22 protein-coding genes are annotated in these 18,200 nt (G+C 71.6%); 4 read left to right on the top strand and 18 right to left on the bottom strand.

Going from position 1 to position 18,200, the window contains the following annotated elements:
- Positions 1 to 108: 108 nt before the first annotated feature.
- Positions 109 to 591 (bottom strand): peroxiredoxin, encoded by a 483-nt coding sequence (locus JTN19_RS10600; RefSeq protein ID WP_206932170.1) that lies wholly within the window; start codon positions 589 to 591, stop codon positions 109 to 111.
- Between the two features lie 166 nt (positions 592 to 757).
- Here JTN19_RS10600 and JTN19_RS10595 point away from each other — a divergent pair, with 166 nt between their 5' ends.
- Positions 758 to 1,354 (top strand): YqgE/AlgH family protein, encoded by a 597-nt coding sequence (locus tag JTN19_RS10595; RefSeq protein ID WP_206932168.1) that lies wholly within the window; start codon positions 758 to 760, stop codon positions 1,352 to 1,354.
- A 27-nt stretch (positions 1,355 to 1,381) separates the two neighbouring features.
- Here the strand turns inward: JTN19_RS10595 and JTN19_RS10590 are convergent, their stop codons facing one another.
- Together JTN19_RS10590 and JTN19_RS10585 are read right to left on the bottom strand one after the other, a co-directional pair.
- Positions 1,382 to 2,248: a TIGR01459 family HAD-type hydrolase gene (locus JTN19_RS10590; protein ID WP_340643311.1), complete on the bottom strand. Its 867-nt coding sequence runs from the start codon at positions 2,246 to 2,248 to the stop codon at positions 1,382 to 1,384.
- Positions 2,245 to 3,291 carry a quinone-dependent dihydroorotate dehydrogenase gene (locus tag JTN19_RS10585; protein ID WP_206932166.1) on the bottom strand — a complete coding sequence of 349 codons (1,047 nt, stop codon included), beginning with the start codon at positions 3,289 to 3,291 and terminating at the stop codon, positions 2,245 to 2,247. The genes JTN19_RS10590 and JTN19_RS10585 overlap by 4 nt, the downstream gene beginning before the upstream one ends.
- Before the next feature lie 105 nt (positions 3,292 to 3,396).
- On the opposite strand from JTN19_RS10585, the gene JTN19_RS10580 reads away from it, so the two are divergent.
- On the top strand, positions 3,397 to 4,272 hold the full coding sequence (locus JTN19_RS10580) for a DMT family transporter (protein ID WP_206932157.1): 876 nt from the start codon (positions 3,397 to 3,399) through the stop codon (positions 4,270 to 4,272).
- Here the strand turns inward: JTN19_RS10580 and JTN19_RS10575 are convergent.
- From JTN19_RS10575 to JTN19_RS10565, 3 genes are read right to left on the bottom strand one after another with little or no spacing between them, the layout of a single operon-like run.
- Positions 4,245 to 4,601: a DUF952 domain-containing protein gene (locus tag JTN19_RS10575; protein ID WP_206932155.1), complete on the bottom strand. Its 357-nt coding sequence runs from the start codon at positions 4,599 to 4,601 to the stop codon at positions 4,245 to 4,247. The genes JTN19_RS10580 and JTN19_RS10575 overlap by 28 nt on opposite strands.
- Before the next feature lie 14 nt (positions 4,602 to 4,615).
- Positions 4,616 to 5,092, bottom strand: a complete 477-nt coding sequence (locus tag JTN19_RS10570; RefSeq protein ID WP_206932153.1) for a cell wall hydrolase — start codon at positions 5,090 to 5,092, stop codon at positions 4,616 to 4,618.
- Positions 5,089 to 5,397, bottom strand: coding sequence for a hypothetical protein (locus JTN19_RS10565; protein WP_206932143.1), 309 nt, complete (start codon positions 5,395 to 5,397; stop codon positions 5,089 to 5,091). Before JTN19_RS10565 ends, JTN19_RS10570 begins: the two co-directional genes overlap by 4 nt.
- 72 nt (positions 5,398 to 5,469) lie before the next feature.
- Between JTN19_RS10565 and JTN19_RS10560 the strand changes: the two genes are divergently transcribed.
- The gene (locus JTN19_RS10560) at positions 5,470 to 5,700 is read left to right on the top strand and encodes a hypothetical protein (protein WP_206932142.1); all 231 of its coding nucleotides are present in this window, start codon (positions 5,470 to 5,472) and stop codon (positions 5,698 to 5,700) included.
- Between the two features lie 136 nt (positions 5,701 to 5,836).
- On the opposite strand, the gene terL is transcribed toward JTN19_RS10560, so the two are convergent.
- The 12 genes from terL to JTN19_RS10500 form a co-directional block, all read right to left on the bottom strand.
- The gene (gene terL, locus JTN19_RS10555; protein WP_206932141.1) at positions 5,837 to 7,249 is read right to left on the bottom strand and encodes a phage terminase large subunit; all 1,413 of its coding nucleotides are present in this window, start codon (positions 7,247 to 7,249) and stop codon (positions 5,837 to 5,839) included.
- A complete protein-coding gene (locus JTN19_RS10550) occupies positions 7,233 to 7,541 on the bottom strand; it encodes a hypothetical protein (RefSeq protein WP_206932130.1) in 309 nt (102 codons plus the stop codon). The genes terL and JTN19_RS10550 overlap by 17 nt, the downstream gene beginning before the upstream one ends.
- Positions 7,538 to 9,817 (bottom strand): glycosyl hydrolase family 28-related protein, encoded by a 2,280-nt coding sequence (locus JTN19_RS10545; protein ID WP_206932129.1) that lies wholly within the window; start codon positions 9,815 to 9,817, stop codon positions 7,538 to 7,540. The genes JTN19_RS10550 and JTN19_RS10545 overlap by 4 nt, the downstream gene beginning before the upstream one ends.
- A gap of 11 nt (positions 9,818 to 9,828) precedes the next feature.
- The gene (locus tag JTN19_RS10540) at positions 9,829 to 10,278 is read right to left on the bottom strand and encodes a hypothetical protein (protein WP_206932128.1); all 450 of its coding nucleotides are present in this window, start codon (positions 10,276 to 10,278) and stop codon (positions 9,829 to 9,831) included.
- The gene (locus JTN19_RS10535) at positions 10,278 to 12,155 is read right to left on the bottom strand and encodes a hypothetical protein (protein ID WP_206932127.1); all 1,878 of its coding nucleotides are present in this window, start codon (positions 12,153 to 12,155) and stop codon (positions 10,278 to 10,280) included. The genes JTN19_RS10540 and JTN19_RS10535 overlap by 1 nt, the downstream gene beginning before the upstream one ends.
- Before the next feature lie 4 nt (positions 12,156 to 12,159).
- Positions 12,160 to 12,729 (bottom strand): hypothetical protein, encoded by a 570-nt coding sequence (locus JTN19_RS10530; RefSeq protein WP_206932126.1) that lies wholly within the window; start codon positions 12,727 to 12,729, stop codon positions 12,160 to 12,162.
- Between the two features lie 73 nt (positions 12,730 to 12,802).
- Complete coding sequence (locus JTN19_RS10525) at positions 12,803 to 13,642, bottom strand: phage capsid protein (RefSeq protein ID WP_206932125.1); 840 nt, start codon at positions 13,640 to 13,642, stop codon at positions 12,803 to 12,805.
- Positions 13,643 to 13,949: 307 nt separating this feature from the next.
- Positions 13,950 to 14,714: a capsid assembly protein gene (locus JTN19_RS10520; RefSeq protein WP_206932124.1), complete on the bottom strand. Its 765-nt coding sequence runs from the start codon at positions 14,712 to 14,714 to the stop codon at positions 13,950 to 13,952.
- 8 nt (positions 14,715 to 14,722) lie between these two features.
- Complete coding sequence (locus tag JTN19_RS10515; protein WP_242531035.1) at positions 14,723 to 16,150, bottom strand: portal protein; 1,428 nt, start codon at positions 16,148 to 16,150, stop codon at positions 14,723 to 14,725.
- A complete protein-coding gene (locus JTN19_RS10510; protein ID WP_206932123.1) occupies positions 16,150 to 16,380 on the bottom strand; it encodes a hypothetical protein in 231 nt (76 codons plus the stop codon). The genes JTN19_RS10515 and JTN19_RS10510 overlap by 1 nt, the downstream gene beginning before the upstream one ends.
- A 195-nt stretch (positions 16,381 to 16,575) precedes the next feature.
- Entirely contained in the window at positions 16,576 to 16,971 is a 396-nt protein-coding gene (locus tag JTN19_RS10505) for a hypothetical protein (RefSeq protein WP_206932120.1), read from the bottom strand.
- Positions 16,968 to 17,399 carry a hypothetical protein gene (locus tag JTN19_RS10500; RefSeq protein WP_206932118.1) on the bottom strand — a complete coding sequence of 144 codons (432 nt, stop codon included), beginning with the start codon at positions 17,397 to 17,399 and terminating at the stop codon, positions 16,968 to 16,970. Before JTN19_RS10500 ends, JTN19_RS10505 begins: the two co-directional genes overlap by 4 nt.
- Before the next feature lie 142 nt (positions 17,400 to 17,541).
- Between JTN19_RS10500 and JTN19_RS10495 the strand changes: the two genes are divergently transcribed.
- Complete coding sequence (locus JTN19_RS10495; RefSeq protein ID WP_206932116.1) at positions 17,542 to 18,195, top strand: S24 family peptidase; 654 nt, start codon at positions 17,542 to 17,544, stop codon at positions 18,193 to 18,195.
- Positions 18,196 to 18,200: the final 5 nt, after the last annotated feature.

Genomic DNA, 18,200 nt, shown 5'->3' with positions numbered 1-18,200 from the left:
AATGGCACTGTCCGGGAGGATAACGTGACAAACGCATGAAGGTCTTGCGTTGCCGCAAGACCTTCACCGCTTTTCAATTCCAGCGCATGAAGCGCCGGGCTCTTTCTCTCAGAGCGCGGCGAGCACCGCTTCGGCGCTGCTGACCTCGAAGGCGCCCGGCGCCTCCACGGCCACATGCGTCACCACGCCGTTCTTCGCCACCAGCACGAAGCGCTGCGACCGCACGCCCAGGCCGCGGGCCGTCAGGTCGAACTCCAGGCCCATCGCCTTGGTGAAGGCGGCGCTGCCATCGGCCAGCATGGCCACGTTCTCGCCCACGCCCTGGTCCTTGCCCCAGGCACCCATCACGAAGACGTCGTTCACCGCGATGCAGGCCACCATGTCCACGCCCTTGCCCTTGAGCGCGGCGATGTTGGTGACGAAGCCCGGCAGGTGCTTGGCCGAGCAGGTGGGAGTGAAGGCGCCCGGCACGCCGAACAGGACCACCGTCTTGCCGCCGAAGAGTTCCTCGGTCGTCACTTCCTTGGGGCCTTCGGCGGTCGCCATCATCAGCTTGGCCGAGGGGATGCTGTCACCGACCTTGATCGTCATGGGGGAATTCCTCCTGTGCGGACCGCACGTTTAGCGTCTCATCGCCCCCGGTGGAATCACCGAGGGCGTGGATCAGCCGGTCGGCTTTAGAACAGAACCGCCGCCAGGAGAATGCAGGACCGCCCCGCCGCTTGCAGCCTGCCCTGCCCCGCGCCATCTCTGTGCCATGGTACGACAGGACCCCACCGACCCCCTAGACCCCGTTGGCGGCGACACCCTCTCCGGGCAGCTGCTCATCGCCATGCCCTCCATGCGCGACAGCCGCTTCGCGCGCAGCGTGATCTGCATCTGCGCCCATTCGCCCGAGGGGGCCATGGGCCTCATCCTCAACCGGCCCATCCAGAAGCTCAGCTTCGACGCGCTGCTGCGCCAGGTGGGCGTGGAGGCGGTGCCGCCGCAGCGCGACATCCGCCTGCTGAATGGCGGCCCGGTGGATGAGGGGCGCGGCTTCGTGCTGCACACCAATGAATGGCGCGAGGAGGGCTCGTTGCCCGTCGAGGGCGGCTTCGCCATCACCGCCAATGTGGACATCCTGAAGGCCATCGCCGAGGGCAGCGGCCCGCGCCAATGCGTGCTGGCGCTGGGCTATGCCGGCTGGGGCCCGGGGCAGCTCGACGCCGAGATCGCGGAGAACGCCTGGCTCATCGCGCCTCCGGACGAGGCGCTGCTGTTCGACAGCGAGCTCAAGACCAAGTGGGACCGCGCCATGTCCAAGCTGCGCGTGGACCCCAGCCGCATCGTGGGCGCGGCGGGGCACGCCTGACAGCGCCTGCTGGCGGGGGGGCGGCCCCTACCAGCGCAGGCTGCGCAGCGCCCCCAAGGGCCGCACGCCCTCTTCCTCGGCCACGCGCGCCAGCACCTCCGGCGAGGGGTCATCGCCATGGGCATTGGCCGTCAGGCCCGTCATGGCCCAGAGGCTGTCCATCCCCGCCGCGGCCGCGCCCGCCAGGTCGGTGTGGGGCGTGTCGCCCACCGCCAGCACGCGGGCGCGGTCGGTCAGCTCCAGCGCCTCCATGACGGGGCCATAGACGGCCGGGTCCGGCTTGCCCACCTCGAAGACATCGCCGCCCCATTCCAGATACATGTCCGCCAGCGCGCCGGCGCAGATCAGCCTGTCCGCGCCCACCATCACCGCGCGGTCGGGGTTCACGCAGACCATGGGCAGCTTCGCCGCGAAGCAGCGTTCCAGGGCGGGGCGATAGGCCTCGACCGAGTGCGAGCCACGGTCGGGGTCGGGGCCGGTGTTCAGCAGGAAATCGGCTTCCTCGGGCGTGGCGACGAGTTCCGCCGCGCCATCCTCGGCCACCGAGAGGTCCCGCTCCGGCCCGATGTGGAAGCCGCGCGGACCGAACTTGCGGAACCAGCCCTCCGGCCGGTGCTTCAGCCAGCGCCAGGAGACCTCGCCGGAGGAGATGATGCCGTCATACAGCCCCCGCTCCAGCCCCATCTTGTCTAGCATGCCCTGGATGAACCAGGCGCGGCGCGGCGCGTTGGTCAGGAAGACGATGCGCTTGCCGCGCTGGCGCAGCATGGCGAGGCATTCCGAGACGCCCGGGTAGAGCGCGCGCCCGTCATGCACCACGCCCCACAGGTCCAGCACATAGCCGTCATAGCGGTCGGCCAGGGGTTCCAGGCCTTCGTAGATCTTGATCGTCACGCGTCCACTCCCACGGCATCGGCCACGCGCGCGAAACCGTCGCGCGCCAGCAGCCCCGCCAATTCCCGTTTGATCCGTCCCACCAGCGCCGGGCCGCCATAGGCGAAGCCCGTGTAGAGCTGCACCAGCGAGGCGCCGGCGCGGATCTTCGCATAGGCCTGTTCACCGCTGGCGACGCCGCCCGCGCCGACCAGCACCAGCCGCCCGCCCGAGAGGCGCCGCACGGCGCGCAGCACCTCGGTGGAGCGCTGGAACAGGGGCGCGCCGGACAGCCCGCCCGCCTCACCCTTCGCCGCCCCGCGCAGCGTCTCCGGCCGCGCGATGGTGGTGTTGGAGATGATGAGGCCCGCGACACCCGCCGCCACGCAGACTTCCACCAGCGGCCCCAGCGCGTCATCCGCCAGATCGGGCGCCAGCTTCACCAGCACGGGCTTGCCCAGCGTCGGCGGCGCCACGGCGGCGAGGACGGAAGCGAGCCGCGCCTCCCCCTGCAAATCCCGCAGGCCCGGCGTGTTGGGCGAGGAGATGTTGATGGTGACATAGTCCGCCAGGGGTGCCACGGCGCGGCAGAGGGCGGGGTAGTCGCGCTCCGGATCGGCGCCTTCCTTATTCACGCCCACATTGGCGCCGAGCACGCCCGGCAGCGGGCGCGGCAGGGCGCGAAGGCGCTCCAGATAGGCGTCGAGGCCCCCGTTGTTGAAGCCCATGCGGTTGATCACGGCCTGGTCTTCCGTCAGGCGGAACAGGCGCGGGCGGGGGTTGCCCGCCTGGGGGCGGGGGGTGACGGTGCCGGCCTCCACGAAGCCGAAACCGAGGCGCAGCAGGGGGAGCACCGCCACCGCATCCTTGTCGAAGCCGGCGGCGAGCCCGATGGGGTTGCGGAAGTCGAGGCCCAGCGCCCGCACGGCCAGCGAGGGCGCATCGGGCGTGGCATCCGCGCCCGCCAGCCCGGCCGCCAGCCCGCGCAGGGCCAGGCCATGGGCGGTCTCGGCATCGAGCAGCCGGAGCGCGGGGGTCAGGGCGGAGGCGATCGCAGGTGTCATGTCGCGGGGCAGATACCCCAGATCCGTGCGTTGACACAGGGGCGGCCGGGCCGGACATGCTGTCCTTCACACGGCTGCAAGGAACGGGATGTGAAGGGGCCGGTCATGCTCATGACCGGGATCGCGATGTTCGGCGTGCTCGACGCCAACAGCAAGATCCTGTCGGCGGAGTACAGCGCGGCCCAGGCCATCTTCCTGCGCCATGTCACCCTGCTGGCGCTGCTGCTGGGGCTGCGCGCCCTGTGGCGCGAGGCCGGCGGGTCACTCCGCACGCGCCACCCCTTCCTGCATGGGCTGCGGGCGGTGGCCATGCTGTTCTCGGGCCTGCTGTTCTTCCTGGCTTTCCGGCATCTGCCGCTGGCGCTGGGCTACTTGGTCTTCTTCACCGCGCCCTTCCTGACGCTGGTCATGGCCGCGCTGTTCCTGCGCGAGGAGGTGCCGCGCGCCGCCTGGATCTGGTCGGGCGTCGGTTTCGGGGGCGTCATCATCGCGCTGGTGCCGCAGATCGGCGGGGGCGCGAGCCTGCTGGGGCTTGGCTACGCGCTGCTGGGGACCATCTGCTACGCCACCAACATCACCATCAACCGCGGGCTGCGGGCCGAGGCGGGGCTGGCGCGGCTGATCTTCTGGCCCTCGCTGCTGGGCCTCATTGCCATGGCGCCCTTCGCCTGGGGCGCATGGGTGCCGCCCGATGCCGAAGGATGGGCGCGGCTCACCGCCAATGGCGTGATCGCGGGCGCGGCGACGCTGCTGCTGGCGCTGGCCTTCCGCCATGCCTCGCCGGCGCGGCTGGCGCCCTTCGAGTTCATCGCCCTGCCCTGGTCCGTGGTGCTGGACTATGTGGTGTTCGGGAACACGCCGGGTCTGGCGGTCATCCTGGGCGGCTGCGTCGTAGTGCTGGCCTGCCTGATGAGCGAACGCGCGGTGATCGCGGCCGCGCGACGGCCATCACGTCAGGGCACATCCTCCGGGAAGGCGTGAACACCGTCCGCGCCCAGCGGCACATGCAGCGCCCGCCGCACGGCCGAGAGCGGCAGGGGCGCGTAGAGATGCGGGAACAGGCCGGGGCGGGAACTGCCCGAGGCCGGCTCCCAGCGCAGCGCCTCGCCGAGCGGCGCGCTTTCCGCTTCGATCATCCACAAATCCGCCTCGCCCGCGCGGTGCTTGGTGGCGGTGGCGCGCAACTGCGCGGCGGTCGAGAAATGCAGGAATCCGTCGCGCCGGTCATCGGCGCTGCCGCGGTATTCGCCCAGCGCCTGCGCCGCGCGCCAATCGGCGCCGCGGATGAGGGTGTAGATGAAGCGTTCCATTCGCGCCGGTTAGCTCATTCGGCCGCCGCGTAGAAGCAGAGCCCGCCGGTGGCCAGCCGGGGCACGCGCCCCATGGCCCAGCGCGGCAGGAACTCCTCCGCATGCCACAGCACGGCACCGCCCGTCGCATCCGGCAGCGTGCCCGCCATGGCGCGGCGGGCGATGCGGCGGCAGACGGCCAGCGCCGGGTCCGCCTCGGGCGGCGAGACGAAGCGCGCATGGTGCGGGTGGCGCGGGTGGCGCGTGGGGAACTGGAAGGGCGCCCGCAGCACCGCCAGCAGGGCGCGGGCGGTGCTGGAGGGGTGTTCCCCCCCGGCATAGCGCAGTGCGGCCTCCGGGCAGGCCAGGGCGAGGCGCGCGCGGGTCAGCGCAAGCGCCGCCAGCGCCTCGATGGCCCGCGCCGGGCGCCCGCCGGCCTCGGCGTAGAGAATGCGGGCCAGCAGGGCCTCCGCGGCCTCGGTCGCGGTCATGGCGGCGGGGGCGGCGCTCATCGGCCATACCCCCCTTCGCGGCGGAGGTCTTCCAGCTTTTCCTCGATGCGGAGCAGCTGTTCGCTCAGCCGTTGGTCCACGTCGCGGATGAGGGAGAGGGGCACATAGGTCCGCGCCACCTCCAGCTTGAAATCGGTCAACTCCTGGCGGGTGCGGGCCAGGCCGTCCATCTCGCGCCGGTCGCCATGCTCGATCCGCTGGTCCAGGTCGCGCTTGATGCCCAGGACCAGCCACAGCAGCAGGATGGAGACCGGCGCCTCGGCCAGGCGAAGCAGCATGTGCGGCTCCAGTTCGAGGATGTTCATGACATCTCCTTGCGATGGGCGCGGGGCCGCCCCACAACGGGGCAGACCCCGGAGAGGGGGTATGGAGGGGCGATGTGGAACGAGCCGTATCTCGAGACCTGCTGCCGCTCGGCGCTGCACCGGCTGACGCTGGTGCGGCAGCATGGCCGCCCGCCCGGCCTGGCGGACGAGCCCTGCCTGCGGCGGCTTTCCACGATGGGGTTGGCCGAGCTGGGGCCTGACGGGCGCTTCGCGATCACGCCCGCTGGGCGGGAGCGACATGCGAGTGAGATCCTGAAGAAGGTCCGCGCCCGGTCGGCGTAGGCGCAGCCGCAGCCGTGAATCGGTCGCGGCAAAGCGTCCGATCGGCGGAGGCGTAGCCGCAGCCGTGAATCGGCCGCGGCAAAGCGCCCGGTCGGCGTAGGCGCAGCCGCAGCCGCGAATTGGCCGCGCAACAACACTAGCCCCGCCAGCTCGGCCCGCGCGGCTGCGGCGGCAGGGCCGGCATCCGCACGGGTTCGGCCAGGATGGCGCCGGCCACGGCGTCCAGCGCGTCATCGCGCGCCCCCTTCGCGTCCGGCCGCCATTCGGCCATCTCGCGCGCGAAGGCCGAGGTCATCACGCCTTCATGCGCGTAGAGGCGGCGGGCGGCCAGCAGCGGGTCGAAGGCGGCCAGGATGCGCTCCGCCTTGGGGCGGTGGCTGGCGTGCTCCAGCACCTGGCAGGCGGCGCCGGCGCGCGCCATCTCGCGCTTGAGCAGGGCGGGCAGGAAGCGGCCCAGCCCATTGGTCTCGACGCGCACCACGGGCAGGTGCAGGTCCCGCGCCAGCATGGCCACCTGGCGGCATTGCTGCGTCGCGGGGTCGTCGGCCGCGTCGGCACGCTGCGTGATCCACTCCACGCGATGGATGAAGTGGTGGTTCTCCCCATCCATGTAGGTGGCGGCGAGCACGGAGCCATCGCCGCCCTTCTCGCGCCCGAAGGCGGGGTCCCAGAAGCCGCCGCCCGAGACCAGGCGCCGCCCGAGCAGCCAGAGCTGCGGGCGGCCCTGCGCCTCGACATATTCCGTCTGCTCCGCGTAGCGCAGCAGCAGCGCAGGATCGAGCCGCGCGGCCGCGGCGGGCACGGGTTGCAGCAGCATCTGCCGGGCGAAGTGCATGGGCCCGACGCGCCGGCGGATGGCGGCAATGGCGGGCTCCGAGAAACGCTCTGGCCAGGCGCTGCGGCCCTCGGCGTCCAGGATGGGCACTTCCAGCCGGGCATAGCCGCGCAGGAAGTCGTCGCCGGGGCGGTAGAGGCTCTCCTCCGTGTGCGGCGTGCCGACGTAGAGGATGGCGCCGCCCGGCGTCAGGATGAACTCGGTCTCCGCCAGGCGTTCGCGCAGCTCGTGGCGCTTGCCGGGCGTGTCGCAATTGCCCGGCACCTCCACGTCGTCGCAGATGATGAGGTCCGCGCGCGCGCCGGTGATGTTGCCCTGCAGCCCCTGCGCGAACATCGAGGGGTCGCGCAGGGCGGAACGCCGGGCCACGGTGAAGCGGTCGGTGGCCCAGGCCTCGCCCTCCTCCGGCAGCAGCGGGCGGCAGAGCGGGTGGCGTTCCAGGATGCGCCGCACATGCGCCACCATGCGCGCGGCGAGCGACTGTTCGGCCGCCAGCACCATGATCCGCAGATCCGGGTTGCGGTAGAGCGACCAAGCGCAGAGCAGCCCCACCAGCGTGGACTTGCCGCAGCCGCGGAAGGCCATCAGCAGCATGCGGTTCGACGGCTTCTCCTCCAGCCAGAGCAGGATGCGGCGGTGGACCGCGGGTGTCCTCATCCCCTGGGCGCGGTTCCACATCCAGGTGAATTCCAGCAGGTCAGCCGGCTTGTCCATCGCGTGCGGTGTCCTCCTCCGTCTCGCGGTCCTGGTCCATCTGGTGGCGGGCTTCGTGCAGCAGGCTCTCGGTGTCGGCCTCCGTCCCCTCGGCGGGCGTGTCGGCCAGCTTGATGATCTGCTCGATGTGCGACAGCGCGGTCTTGGCGGCGGCGTGGCGGGCCGCGAAGGCCTTGGCGTCCTCGGGTTCCTCGGGGCGCGGGGCGCGGAGGAAGTTGAGGTAGTCCGCCGTCACCTCGGCGACGGCATCCTCCAGCCGCACCGGCAGGCTGGGCTTGCGCCGACGCCTCACGATTTCACCGCGCGCACCCGCACCGTGCCCGCATTCAGCGTGACGCTGCCGCCTGAGCGGTTCCACATCGTCACCGTCACCACATCCTGCGCGCCGATCTGCGCGAGGAAGACTATGGCGGAGGTGGAAAGGCTGTAGGCCGCCTGCGTGAAATCGCCAGGCCGTGCGCCGGGCACGGGCACGTTCACCTGCACCGTGGCGCCGGCGCCGATGGTGGCGCCTTCGTAGCCCTGTTCCGCCCGCAGCTCCCGCGCGCCATGCGGCAGGCCGGGCAGGCCGTAGAGCAGCGCCGGCGCCTGCGACGGGTCGCAGGCCAGGCGCATGGCCCGCACCTCGTAGTCCACCCCGATGCGCGCCACGCCGATGATGGCATAGCCCACGGATGGCTCGAGCCGCACGACCTGCAGCCGCGTCAGGTTCGCGTCGTTCATGTCGGCCGAGCCCTGCCACCACCGCGCGGTGGCGTTCCACGCCAGCGACTGGCCGGAGGCGCGCACCAGGGGCCCGTTGGCGTCGGTCAGCAGGTTCATGGACGCGTCGAAGCACTGGATGACGAGGCGCGGGTTGTCACCATCCACCGCCAGCGCGAACTCCTTGGTGCGCCGCGCATCCACGACGAAGCCGAGGCCCCGCCCGCCTTGCAGCGTCACGCCCTCCGTCCCCAGCGCATAGGCGTCGAGGCCCGGGAAGGCGAACTGAGCCAGCGTGGTCGGCGTGCCGCCCACATTGGAGGAAATGCAGGCCAGGCGGTCGAAGCCCGTCTGCGTGGCCGTCCAGCGGAAGGCCGCGGCGCGCAGGCTGGGCACCGAGGCGACCTCGCGCGTGAACTCCCGGTGCGCGGCCGCCTGGTGCAGCGCGCGCACCACGCCGCCCACGCGCGTGGCGCCCGGCGCGTAGTCGATGTCCACCTGGTAGGCCTGGCTGGCCCAGGCCACCTCGTAGACATGGTCCTGCGCGGAACTGGTGTGGCGGCCCGCGAAGGGCGAGCAGCCCTCCATCCGCATCCCGTACGCCAGGACGGCGCGGCTGCTGACCGTCGAGAGGAAGGGAACGCCCAGAATGGGGCGGTTCGCGGCCTGGAGTTCGAAGTTCGGGCCGAAGAACACATGCCGGTTGTGCGCGACATAGGCGCCCGGCTCGGCCGAGAAGCGCACGCCGAAGCGGTCCTTGTCCGGATACAGCGAGGAGGCGATGGCGAAATGCCCGCCGAAGTAGCGCACCGAGGTGTTCCACGCGGCCGCCGTGACGGTGTGCGCGTCCAGCCCGATCTTGTTGTTCACGATGCGCCCGAGGAAGAGCTGGCTGTCCTCGAAGCCGCGTTCCACGCCCTGGGTGCGGATGCCGATGGTGAAGCCCTCGACCAGGCGCACCTCCACCGTGCTGGCGTCGAGGTTTCGGATGAGGATGCCGATGTCGCCCTCGTTCTCCCAGTCGCTGATGGTGGCGCGCAGCACGCGCAGCCCCTCATAGAGCTTGGTGGCGTTGCGCGTGGCCGCGCCGTCGCCCAGGGTCAGCGCCGGCTGGCCGGAGGGCCCGGCGTAGATGATGCTGCCATGCATGGTCAGGCCCACGGCGGGGCCCGGCAGCACCAGCGGCATGGTGGTGCGGAAGCTGCCCTCGCCGATGACGAGGTGGCGCGAGGCCGCGGCGGCCGCGTTCATCGCCGCCTGCAATGCGGGGCCGTCATCGGTCACGCCATCGCCCGTCGCGCCAAAGTCGCGCGCGGAGAGCGTCTCGGCCAGCTTGTCCTCCACGCTGCGCGGCACGGCCTGCGGAAAGACGGCCGAGATGGTGCCGGTGCGCGGGAACGCCGTGACATTGCCCAGCGCGTCGAAGCCCAGCAGGCGGTCGGCGCGCGCGGCGCGGGGCGGCAGGACGAGGCCCGTGGGTGTCTCGTCCAAGGCCACGCGCAGGCCGGAGCCGACCTCGTCGCGCACCTCCTGCAAGCCGGCCACCTGGCGGTCCAGCTCGTCATTGAGTGTCACCGCGCGCAGCAGCCCATTGGGCTGGAAGTCGGTCGTGCGCTCGATGGCGATGCGCCGGACGAGGGCGATGCGCGTGCCCGCGACGGGCGGGGTGGCGAAGACCACCGTGCCGCCCTCGGAGGCGCCCGCGCCCTGCACGGCGAAGCCGGAGGCGAGCTGGATGCCATCGGCCAGCACGCGGAGGTTCTGCGCGGCGAAGATGGGGAAGGGGTAGGTGAAGGCGGTCTGCACCCCATCCGCCACGTAATGCACGCGCGGCGCGATGTCGCCGATGCGGATATGCTCTGACATGACGTGGCTCCTCAATCGAGCAGGCTGCGGACGGAATTCCCGAAGCTGGGCAGCGCGCGCAGCAGCGAGTTGACCGTGGTGAACGAGCCATCGGGGTTGAGCAGGGAGGCGCGGCCCGAGGCGAGCCGCGCGCGGAAGAGTTCATCGCTGTCCCGCTGGCCGGCGGCGGCATCGGCGCGCAGCCCGGCCTGCACCGCGGCCGCCGAGCCGTCATCCACGGACAGACCGCCGGCGGCGAGGCGCGCGCGGGTGGAGGCCAGGGTTCGCGCCAGCCTCTCGCCGCGCAGCCGTGCCTCGGCCTGCTGCTGGAGCTGGAGCTGTTCCTGGCGGGCCGTCTCCGCCTGCCGCTGGATCTCGACCTGGGCACGCTGCTGCGCGCGTGCCTGGGCCGCCTGCTGCTGCTGCGCGTAGACGCCGAAGCCGGTCGAGGCGAGGGTCGCGAGGGGGGCTAGGGCGGCCATCAGGCGTTCGTCCTCATGTCGGTGGTGACGGAGAGCAGGGTGAAGGCCAGCGGCGCATCGCCCGTGATGCGCCACAGGGGCCGCAGCGCGTCGCGCGACCAGCCGAGTGCGGCGATGCGCGCATCGCCCGTGAAGCGCGGCGGCGGCGCATCGAGCAGCGGCGTGTCGAAGCGGCGGAACGGCACGGGCCTGGGTCCGCGCCCGAGGTCGAGCTGGAGCGATTGCGTGTCCAGCAGGCGGAAGCCCACGCCCACCAGGCGCAGCGGAATGGCGGCGCCGATGGCGTTGCCGAGGTCGGGCGGCAGCGGCTCCACCTCATGCGCGTAGCGCAGGCCGATCTGCACCGAGGCGGCGCCGGGGTTGATGGTGACGGCGCCACCCGAGACCAGCGCATCCTCGCGCGGGGCGCCATCGGCCAGCACGCCGGCCACCTGGCCGGAGAGATGGCCGAGCCCCGTCCAGACGGTCAGCGGCACGTTGCTCACGCCTTCCAGCGCGGCGTCGAGCATCAGCGCGTTGTCGAAGCGTTCCAGGCGCTGGGTGCCGTCGCGCTCCACCAGGCAGAAGACGCGGCCTTCCACCTCGGCCACGGCGCGGAAGGCGCCCTGCGTCTCCTGCCGCGTCCAGGCCGTGACCTGCTCCGCGCGGAAGAGGGTGAGCGTGGCAAGCGAGCCATCCTCCATCGCCACGTGCAGCAGGCGGTGCGCCTGGTCATAGGCCATGGCGACGGGCTGCTGGATGAGGTGCGCGGCCACGAGTGCCAGGTCATTCGCCTGGTAGGCCTGCTGCACGTCGGTATAGGCGAATTCGTGAATGGCGCGGCCGCTGCGCGCGGCGAAGATGGTGCTGCCATCCACATCCACCGGCTGGATGATGCGGGTCGCGCTGCTGCCGATGCGCGTCTGCCGGTTGAGCTGGATGGAGGAGGGCGTCAGCGGATCACCCGTCACCATCCATTCGCCGCCCGTGGTGAAGACCTGCAAATGCCGGCCCGAGAAGACGGCGCGGATGGCGTTCACCTGGTCGGAGACGAGGCCGAATTCGATGCCCTCATCGTCCAGGCCGCCGCCGCGGTCGAAGTTGAAGATCTGCCCGGAACGCGAGAGCCACAGCCGGTTCGGCAGGTCCCGCGAGCCGCCGATGACCAGCCGGTCCTGGTGGAAGCAGCAGCTGACGGGCCAGCCGCGCACGGGGCTGAAGGCCGCTTCCTCCCAATCCGCGCTGGCATTCGTGTCCGGCAGCGGGTCGGCCGGGTTCCACGTGACCTGCGAGGGGTTGGGCACCGCCACGACCGTGCCCGCCTGGCCACGGAAGCGCAGCGTGGTGCCGACATGCCCCGCCTCGAAGACCGGCGCCGAGGCGGTGAGCGTGAGCAACCCCGACACGGCGCCCGGCGCCAGCGTGATGCCCGGCGGCGCGAAGCGGTAGCCCGGAATGGCCACCCACTCCCAGCCTGACACGAGCCAGCTGGTGTGGCTGGTGCGCGTCACGCGCTGCGGCGGCATGTCGGGGTGGCAGACGAGCAGCGTGTCAGCCGATTGCGTGAAGCCGAGCTGCGGCAGCATCGCCGTCGTCCAGGGGCCCGTTCCCTGCGCCACCAGCGCGTCGCCGAGATAGACCTGGAATTCCTGGTGCAGCAGCACCAGCAGATAGGCCTGCTCGGTGTTGAACTCGAAGGCGACGAGGCGCGCCGGCCCGGGCAGCGTGGCGACGTGACGCAGCCCAGGGCGGCGCGTGATGCCGCCCGTGGGCTGGATGAAGACGTTCCGCAGGCGCTTGGCGCCATTCGCATAGGCGCGCAGGTCGGCGCGGCCCAGCATCTCGGGCGAGAGCTCGCCCGCGGTGAAATTGGTCTTGACCTGTCGCAGCTCGGCCATCGTGTCACCCCCGCGCCTGGATCAGCGGGAAGCCCTGGATGGCGCGCGGCGTGGCCTGCTGGCTGTCGGCGCGGCGGGCCTGACGCAGCTCCGTCTCGGCCTGGCCGAACAGCATCTGGGCGCGCGTGGTGCTCTCGGTCAGCGGGATGCAGAACTCGGCCGAGAGGCGTGCCACCAGCGCCGAGGCGAAGAAGCCGGGGAAGGCGGATTCCGCGGGGCGGAAGATGTAGGTCAGCGTCACCTGCTCGGCGTCGCAATGCAGGCGGTCTTCCAGCAGGCGGTATTCCAGGCCCCGACCGCTGCCCGGCGCGCCGGCCGAGAGCGCGCGCAGGAAGCCCGTGGGGAGCTGGAAGGCATACCGGAAATCCGCCGTGGGCGTGGCCGAGAGGCGCGGCAGGGTGGATTGGCCGGTGGCGAAGCTCCAGGGATGGGAGGAGAGCAGCGCGTCGCGCACGCCCTCATAGAGGCCGGCCGCGACCTCGGCCTCGCCCGTGCCTTCGTCGAAGCTGGCGATGGTCTGCGCGCCCAGGCGCAGCAGGGCGCGCGAGCAGAGTTCGAGGGCGGTCAGCGCCATCGCGTGTCACTCCGTTGACGTGGGGGGAATTGCTGCCGGCCCGGTGCGGGGCCGGCAGCGGTTCAGCCTATGCTCAGGCGACTTCGCGGCAACGCATCCGCACCACGCCGCTGTCGTCCACCAGCACGGCGCCCTGGCTCATCATGCTGTTCACGAAATGCGCCGCACGGTCGCCATGCCAGGTCACGTCGGTGACGATCTCCTGCGCGGAGGCGTGCGCGACGCTGGTGCGGTGGTAGAAGTAGCAGAAGCGCAGCTCACCCACCTGGGTCAGGCCGCTGTGCGGAATCCAGGTCGCGCCCAGCCAGCGCTTGGCCTGGCTGCCCTTCCAGGGCAGGTCGTCCTCACCCACGAAGGCGGAGTTGGCGAATTCGCTGATGGTCAGCAGCTCGCTCCACTGCTTCCAGCCGACGATGGCATAGCGCTGGCTGTCATCGGGCACATCGGCCTCGCCCATCATCTCGAAGGCCAGCAGGATCTTGCTGCGCGTCAGCCCGTCATTGTCCGTCTGGCCGGACTGGGTGCCGACGGCCTCCTGCGTGGCGCTGTCGAGGGCGGAGATGATCAGCTCATCCGTCTTGCGGCCGAGCGCATAGGCGCCGGCATTGGCCAGCACCTGCAGCTCGTTGATGTTGGTCTTGAGGTCGTCGAGCTTGTCGATCCACTCGCCGGCATAGTGGTCCTGCAGGAAGCACTCGATGGCGGAATAGGTGAGGTTCATCACCGGCACGACGCCGTTGCGCGACTTCGACGTGGCGACGCCGCGGCCCACGCGCTGGAACACCGTGCTGGCGCCCTTCACGTTGGACTTGCTGCGCACGGTGGGGCGCAGCTTGCTGCCCTGGCGCTGGTAGGCCTCATGCACCTCGGCCTCGAACTGCTTGATGAAGGCCTGGTCGATGGACTGGGTCACAGGGATTCTCCTGTCGGGAATGGCGGGAAGGGCGTGGCGCGTGTTGACCTCAGGGGGCACGCGGGTGCGCCCGCGCCGCGCGCGTCCGCCGGGGTTCCGGTCATCACGTTCTGCGCGGCGAAAGGGGCGCGCCCGCCGCGGCGCATGGGCGCGCGGCGGGCGCGGGCCGCCCGCGCTCACCCCTGTCAGAGGGAGCGGCGGGCGGCCAATGGCGGGGCGGTGCCCGGGGGTTCGGCCCCGAGGGGGCGGCACACGGCCCCGCCGATCCAGCGTCTGATCGCCTTCGGTGCACCACCGAAGGCGTGAATCAGCCGCCCACCAGGCGGCGGAAACCCTCGGAGACGCGCTTCACGATCTCCGGCTCACGCGACCGCCAGTAGCGCGGGTCACGCATCATCCGGCGCAGCTCGCCCTCATCCTCGGGGGCGGGCGGCTCGGCGTCGCGGGCCATCTGCGGCTCCTTGCCCTGCATCATGCGCTCCAGCGCCATGACGCCCTCCTCGGTGGTGGAGAGCGCCTCGAAGACCGGCGGCGGAAGGTTGGCGCGGCCCCAGGCGGAAAGCTGCGCGGCCACGCGGCGGAACCGCTCCGGCCCGCCATAGCGCGCGTGCAGCTTCTCCAGCTGGCGCTGCGCCTCGAACTGCTGCGCGGCCTCGGCGATCAGCGGCAGCAGGCGTTCGGCCGCCAGGTCATAGACCAGCTGCACCTGCGCGCGGGAGAAGCCCGCCTCGTAGAGACGCCGGTTCACCTCGATATCGGGCGAGGTGAGTTCGTGGCGGATCTGGATCTCGTAGAGGTCTGGCGCGTCGGGGATGTCATGCGCCTCGCGCCAACGGCGGATGTCCTCCGGGTCCGCGTCGGGGCCGGGGGGGGCGAGGCGCTGGGACAGGCGGCGCTCCAGCTCGCGGTAGCTCTTCAGCAGCGCGTCCACGCGCAGCTCGCCGCGCTCGGGGTCCCAGAATTTCTCGGGGATTTCGTCCGGGCGGGACCTGGTGCCCGAGGCGGGGGTGCCCGAGGAGGGGGCATTGGCGGCGGGGGCCGCGATGGCGGCGTCCAGCAGGCTGTCTTGCATGGCGGGCTTCACTCCACGGGGGTCGGGATGAGGATTTCGGCGGGCGCGCCCAGGGTGCGGGCCAGCCAGCGCGCGGCGGCGGCGGCGTCCACCTGCTCGCGCGCCTCATTGCCCATCTTCGAGACGGCCTCGAGGAAGAGCAGCGTGTTCGCCGCATCGGCGCGGCCCTGCACACGGGCCAACGGGCTTTCGTAGCGCAGCGCCACACGCCCATTGTCGAGCAGCACGGGCGGCACCTCGCCGCGCCGCGCGAGGATGGAGAGGCAGCGCGCCACCAGCGGCGTCAGCAATTCCGACTGCAGGCGGCCATAGGTGGCGCCGAGCAGGCGGGAGGTCTCGGCGCTGCGTTCCAGGACCTCGGTCGCCGTCATCCGGGCGTCGCGCGGGTTGCCGAGGCGGTCCACCAGAAGGGCCTGGCGGATGCGCTGGCGCAGATCGTTCAGCATGAGCTGCGACACGTCGAAGTTGCCCGGTGCGGCGAGCGGCGTCAGCCCCGCGCTGCCCGGCGCGCGCGGGATGATGGCGCCGGGGACGAGCTGCACGGTGGCGGGGTTCAGCACCCCGTCATCCTCCGCCTGCCAGATGCCGGTGACGGCGATGGAGGCGTTCTTCAGGACGAGTTCGACCACGCGGTTGGCGGTGCGGATGTCGGGCAGCGCCTTCACCACCGGGCCGCGGCCATAGACCTCGCCCGGCGCCTTCAGCCAGCGGAAGGCGATGTAGGGCGGGTCGCTGAAACCGCCCTGGGCCAGCAGCGTCGCATCGGTGCCCGTGCCGGGGTCCAGCGCGGCGGCATAGCGGTGGCCGAAGCGGTCGGGCCACACCGCCTCCACCACGCGCAGCGGCGGATGGCTTTCGCCATCCTTGATGCGGTCCAGCGCGGGGGGCAGTTCCGCGAAGGGGAAGCGGCGGCGAATCTCGGTGAGTGTCAGCGCGCTTTCGCGATAGATGTTGTCGAGGCGCCCTGATGGCCCCTCTTCCAGCACCGCGTGCCGCACCGGCACGGCGGTGAAGCGCAGCGCGGAGGTCTCGCCGGGCGGCGCTTCCTCCACGAGCAGCACGCCGGTGCCGGTGATGACGAGATCCAGGAAGGCCTGGTGCATCTCGACGGCGAAGTTGGAGCGGTCGAGATGCGATTGCAGCACGGCGGCCGTGCCCTCCAGCGCATAGGCGGCGGCCTGGCCTGCGGGGGTGTCGGCCAGGTCGCGCGCCGGCGCCAGGCCGAACCAGCGTGACCAAGGCGGCGTCAGCTCCGCCAGCAGCGAGGCCGCGAGCTGTTCGGCGGCATCGGCGGCGGTGGCGTCATACAAGGCGGTGGCCTCGTGCGGCTTGGGCAGCACATGGGCGTAGGCGTCGGTCCAGATGGCTTCCAGGGTGCGGCGCTGGTTCTGCGCCTCGCGCTGGCGGTCGAGGATGTCGCGGGGGGTCATGGCCATCACTCGCCCAGCAGGGATTTGCGCGTGGCGGCGAACGGCAGCGGCGCCAGCACCCCGCGTGCGGAGGTGGCGATGGTGCCGGAGAGGCCCTGCCGCGCGCGCTGCCGTGCCTCGATGCGCGCCTGCTCGGCCGCGGCGTCGGCGATGGCGGGGCTGACCGGCTCCGGGGCGGGCGGGGGCGTGGGCGCGGGCACCACGATGGGCCTTGGGGCACGGAACAAGCCTCCCATGCGCGCGGTTCTCCTGTCGGTCTGGGTTGGGAACCTCCTGGCCGCCCGCGCGAAAAAAGACGGCGGGCCATCCGGGGGGGGGATGGCCCGCCGCGAGGCGGGGGAGGAGGGAGGGATGCCCGCGGACGCAATTCGCCCGTTGGCCTGGCTTCTCTAGCGGGCCGGAAAGCCCGTCGTCAAGTATTTTTTCCTATTCTAGTCGCGAGACGACAGGGCGCGATACAACCCGTAGGGGGTCCAGGCGAAGGGGGCGTGCGGCCCCAGCACGGCCCGGCACACCGAGACGCAGTTCAACGGCAAGGGCCCGCGCGTGGGGCCGAGCGTGGTTTCGTCGAGCGGAAACGGCCCCACCGGAACCATCCCTGCTCGACGATAGAAAGCCGGTGCGTCAAAGCCGGACGGTACGTCCAGACGCGCCAGCAACAGCCGCCCGGTCAGCGCCTCCAGCACCATCCAGCCCTGCGCGTCCTCGATGGCGGCGAAGCAGTGGCGGAAGCCCGGGCGCAGCCAGCGCTGCCAGCCATGGTCCGCGCGGCCGGCGAAGATGATCCAGGCGCGCTGCTGGACGTGGCGCCGATGCGCGGGCTTCACGGGCGGATTGGCGCGAAGGGCAGCACCTCAGCCTCCTCCCCCAGGCGCGGCGTGCCGGCCACGATCCCTTTGACACGGAGAGGAAATTCCAGGCGCGACAGGGCCTCGCGCCACAGCCTGGCGTCGCCGCGCTCATTGGCGTGACGGGGGCTGGGGGGCATGCCGCGTTCGCCCCAGATGCGCAGGATGCGGGCGTGGCAGAGTTCGATGCGTCGCTGGCGATAGAGGCGGTCCAGGCATTTCACCACGTCATCGGGGTCGCAGGGGCGCAGCGCCGCGCCCTTGCCGGCGCTGACGCGCGCGCCGTCACGCCGTGCGGTCAGGGCGGCCATGGTCCAGAACCAGGCCTCCTCCGCGGAGCGAAAGGGCTCGGCCTTGGCGAGGCTGGCGAAGACGGGCGAATGCCCGGGGCGGGGGGAGGCGGACATCAGCGACACATCCTTCTTGGAGGGAGGCTTGGGGGGCGTGCATTGCCGGCGGGCGTGCACACTCATGGTTGTGACTCACCTCCCCGCCAGAAAGCAAGATGTTCCTATTGCATCCGGACCGCCGACCTAACATCTTTTGTATATGCGACACGATGACATCTGGCGGGCGCTCGATTCGCTCGCCGCCGAGAACGGGCTTTCGCCCTCGGGGCTCGCGCGTCGCGCAGGGCTCGACCCCACGGCCTTCAACCCTTCCAAGCGGGTGGGGCCGGACGGGCGCGCCCGATGGCCTTCCACGGAGAGCATCGCCAAGGTGCTGGCCGCGACGGGGGCAGGAATAGAGGCCTTTTCCAGCCTCGTCTCCGGCAGCGCCACCCTGCCCAGCCAGTCACGCGGCGGGCGTGGCGTGGTGCGCCGCGTGCCGCTGATCGGCCTCGCCCAGGCGGGGAGCGACGGGTATTTCGATGATGGCGGCTTCCCGGTGGGGGGCAGCTGGGACGAGATCAGCCTGCCCGAGATCGGGGACCCCAACGCCTATGCGCTGGAGATCTCAGGCGACTCCATGTCCCCGGTGTTCCGCGACGGGGATGTGGTCATCGTCTCGCCCGCCGCCCCCATCCGGCGCGGGGACCGCGTGGTGCTGCGGACGCGGGCGGGCGAGGTGATGGCGAAGGAATTGCGGCGCCAAAGCGCCAAGCGCATCGAGGTGGCGAGCCTGAACCCCGCCCACCCCGACTACAGCTTCGACCTGCAGGACGTGGCCTGGATGCACCGCATCCTCTGGAGCAGCCAGTGAACCGG

This window comes from Roseococcus thiosulfatophilus (assembly GCF_017311575.1).
Classification (GTDB): Bacteria; Pseudomonadota; Alphaproteobacteria; order Acetobacterales; family Acetobacteraceae; genus Roseococcus; species Roseococcus thiosulfatophilus.
The sequence above is the reverse complement of the archived record's forward strand: the minus strand, read 5'-3'. Positions and strand labels throughout refer to the sequence as shown.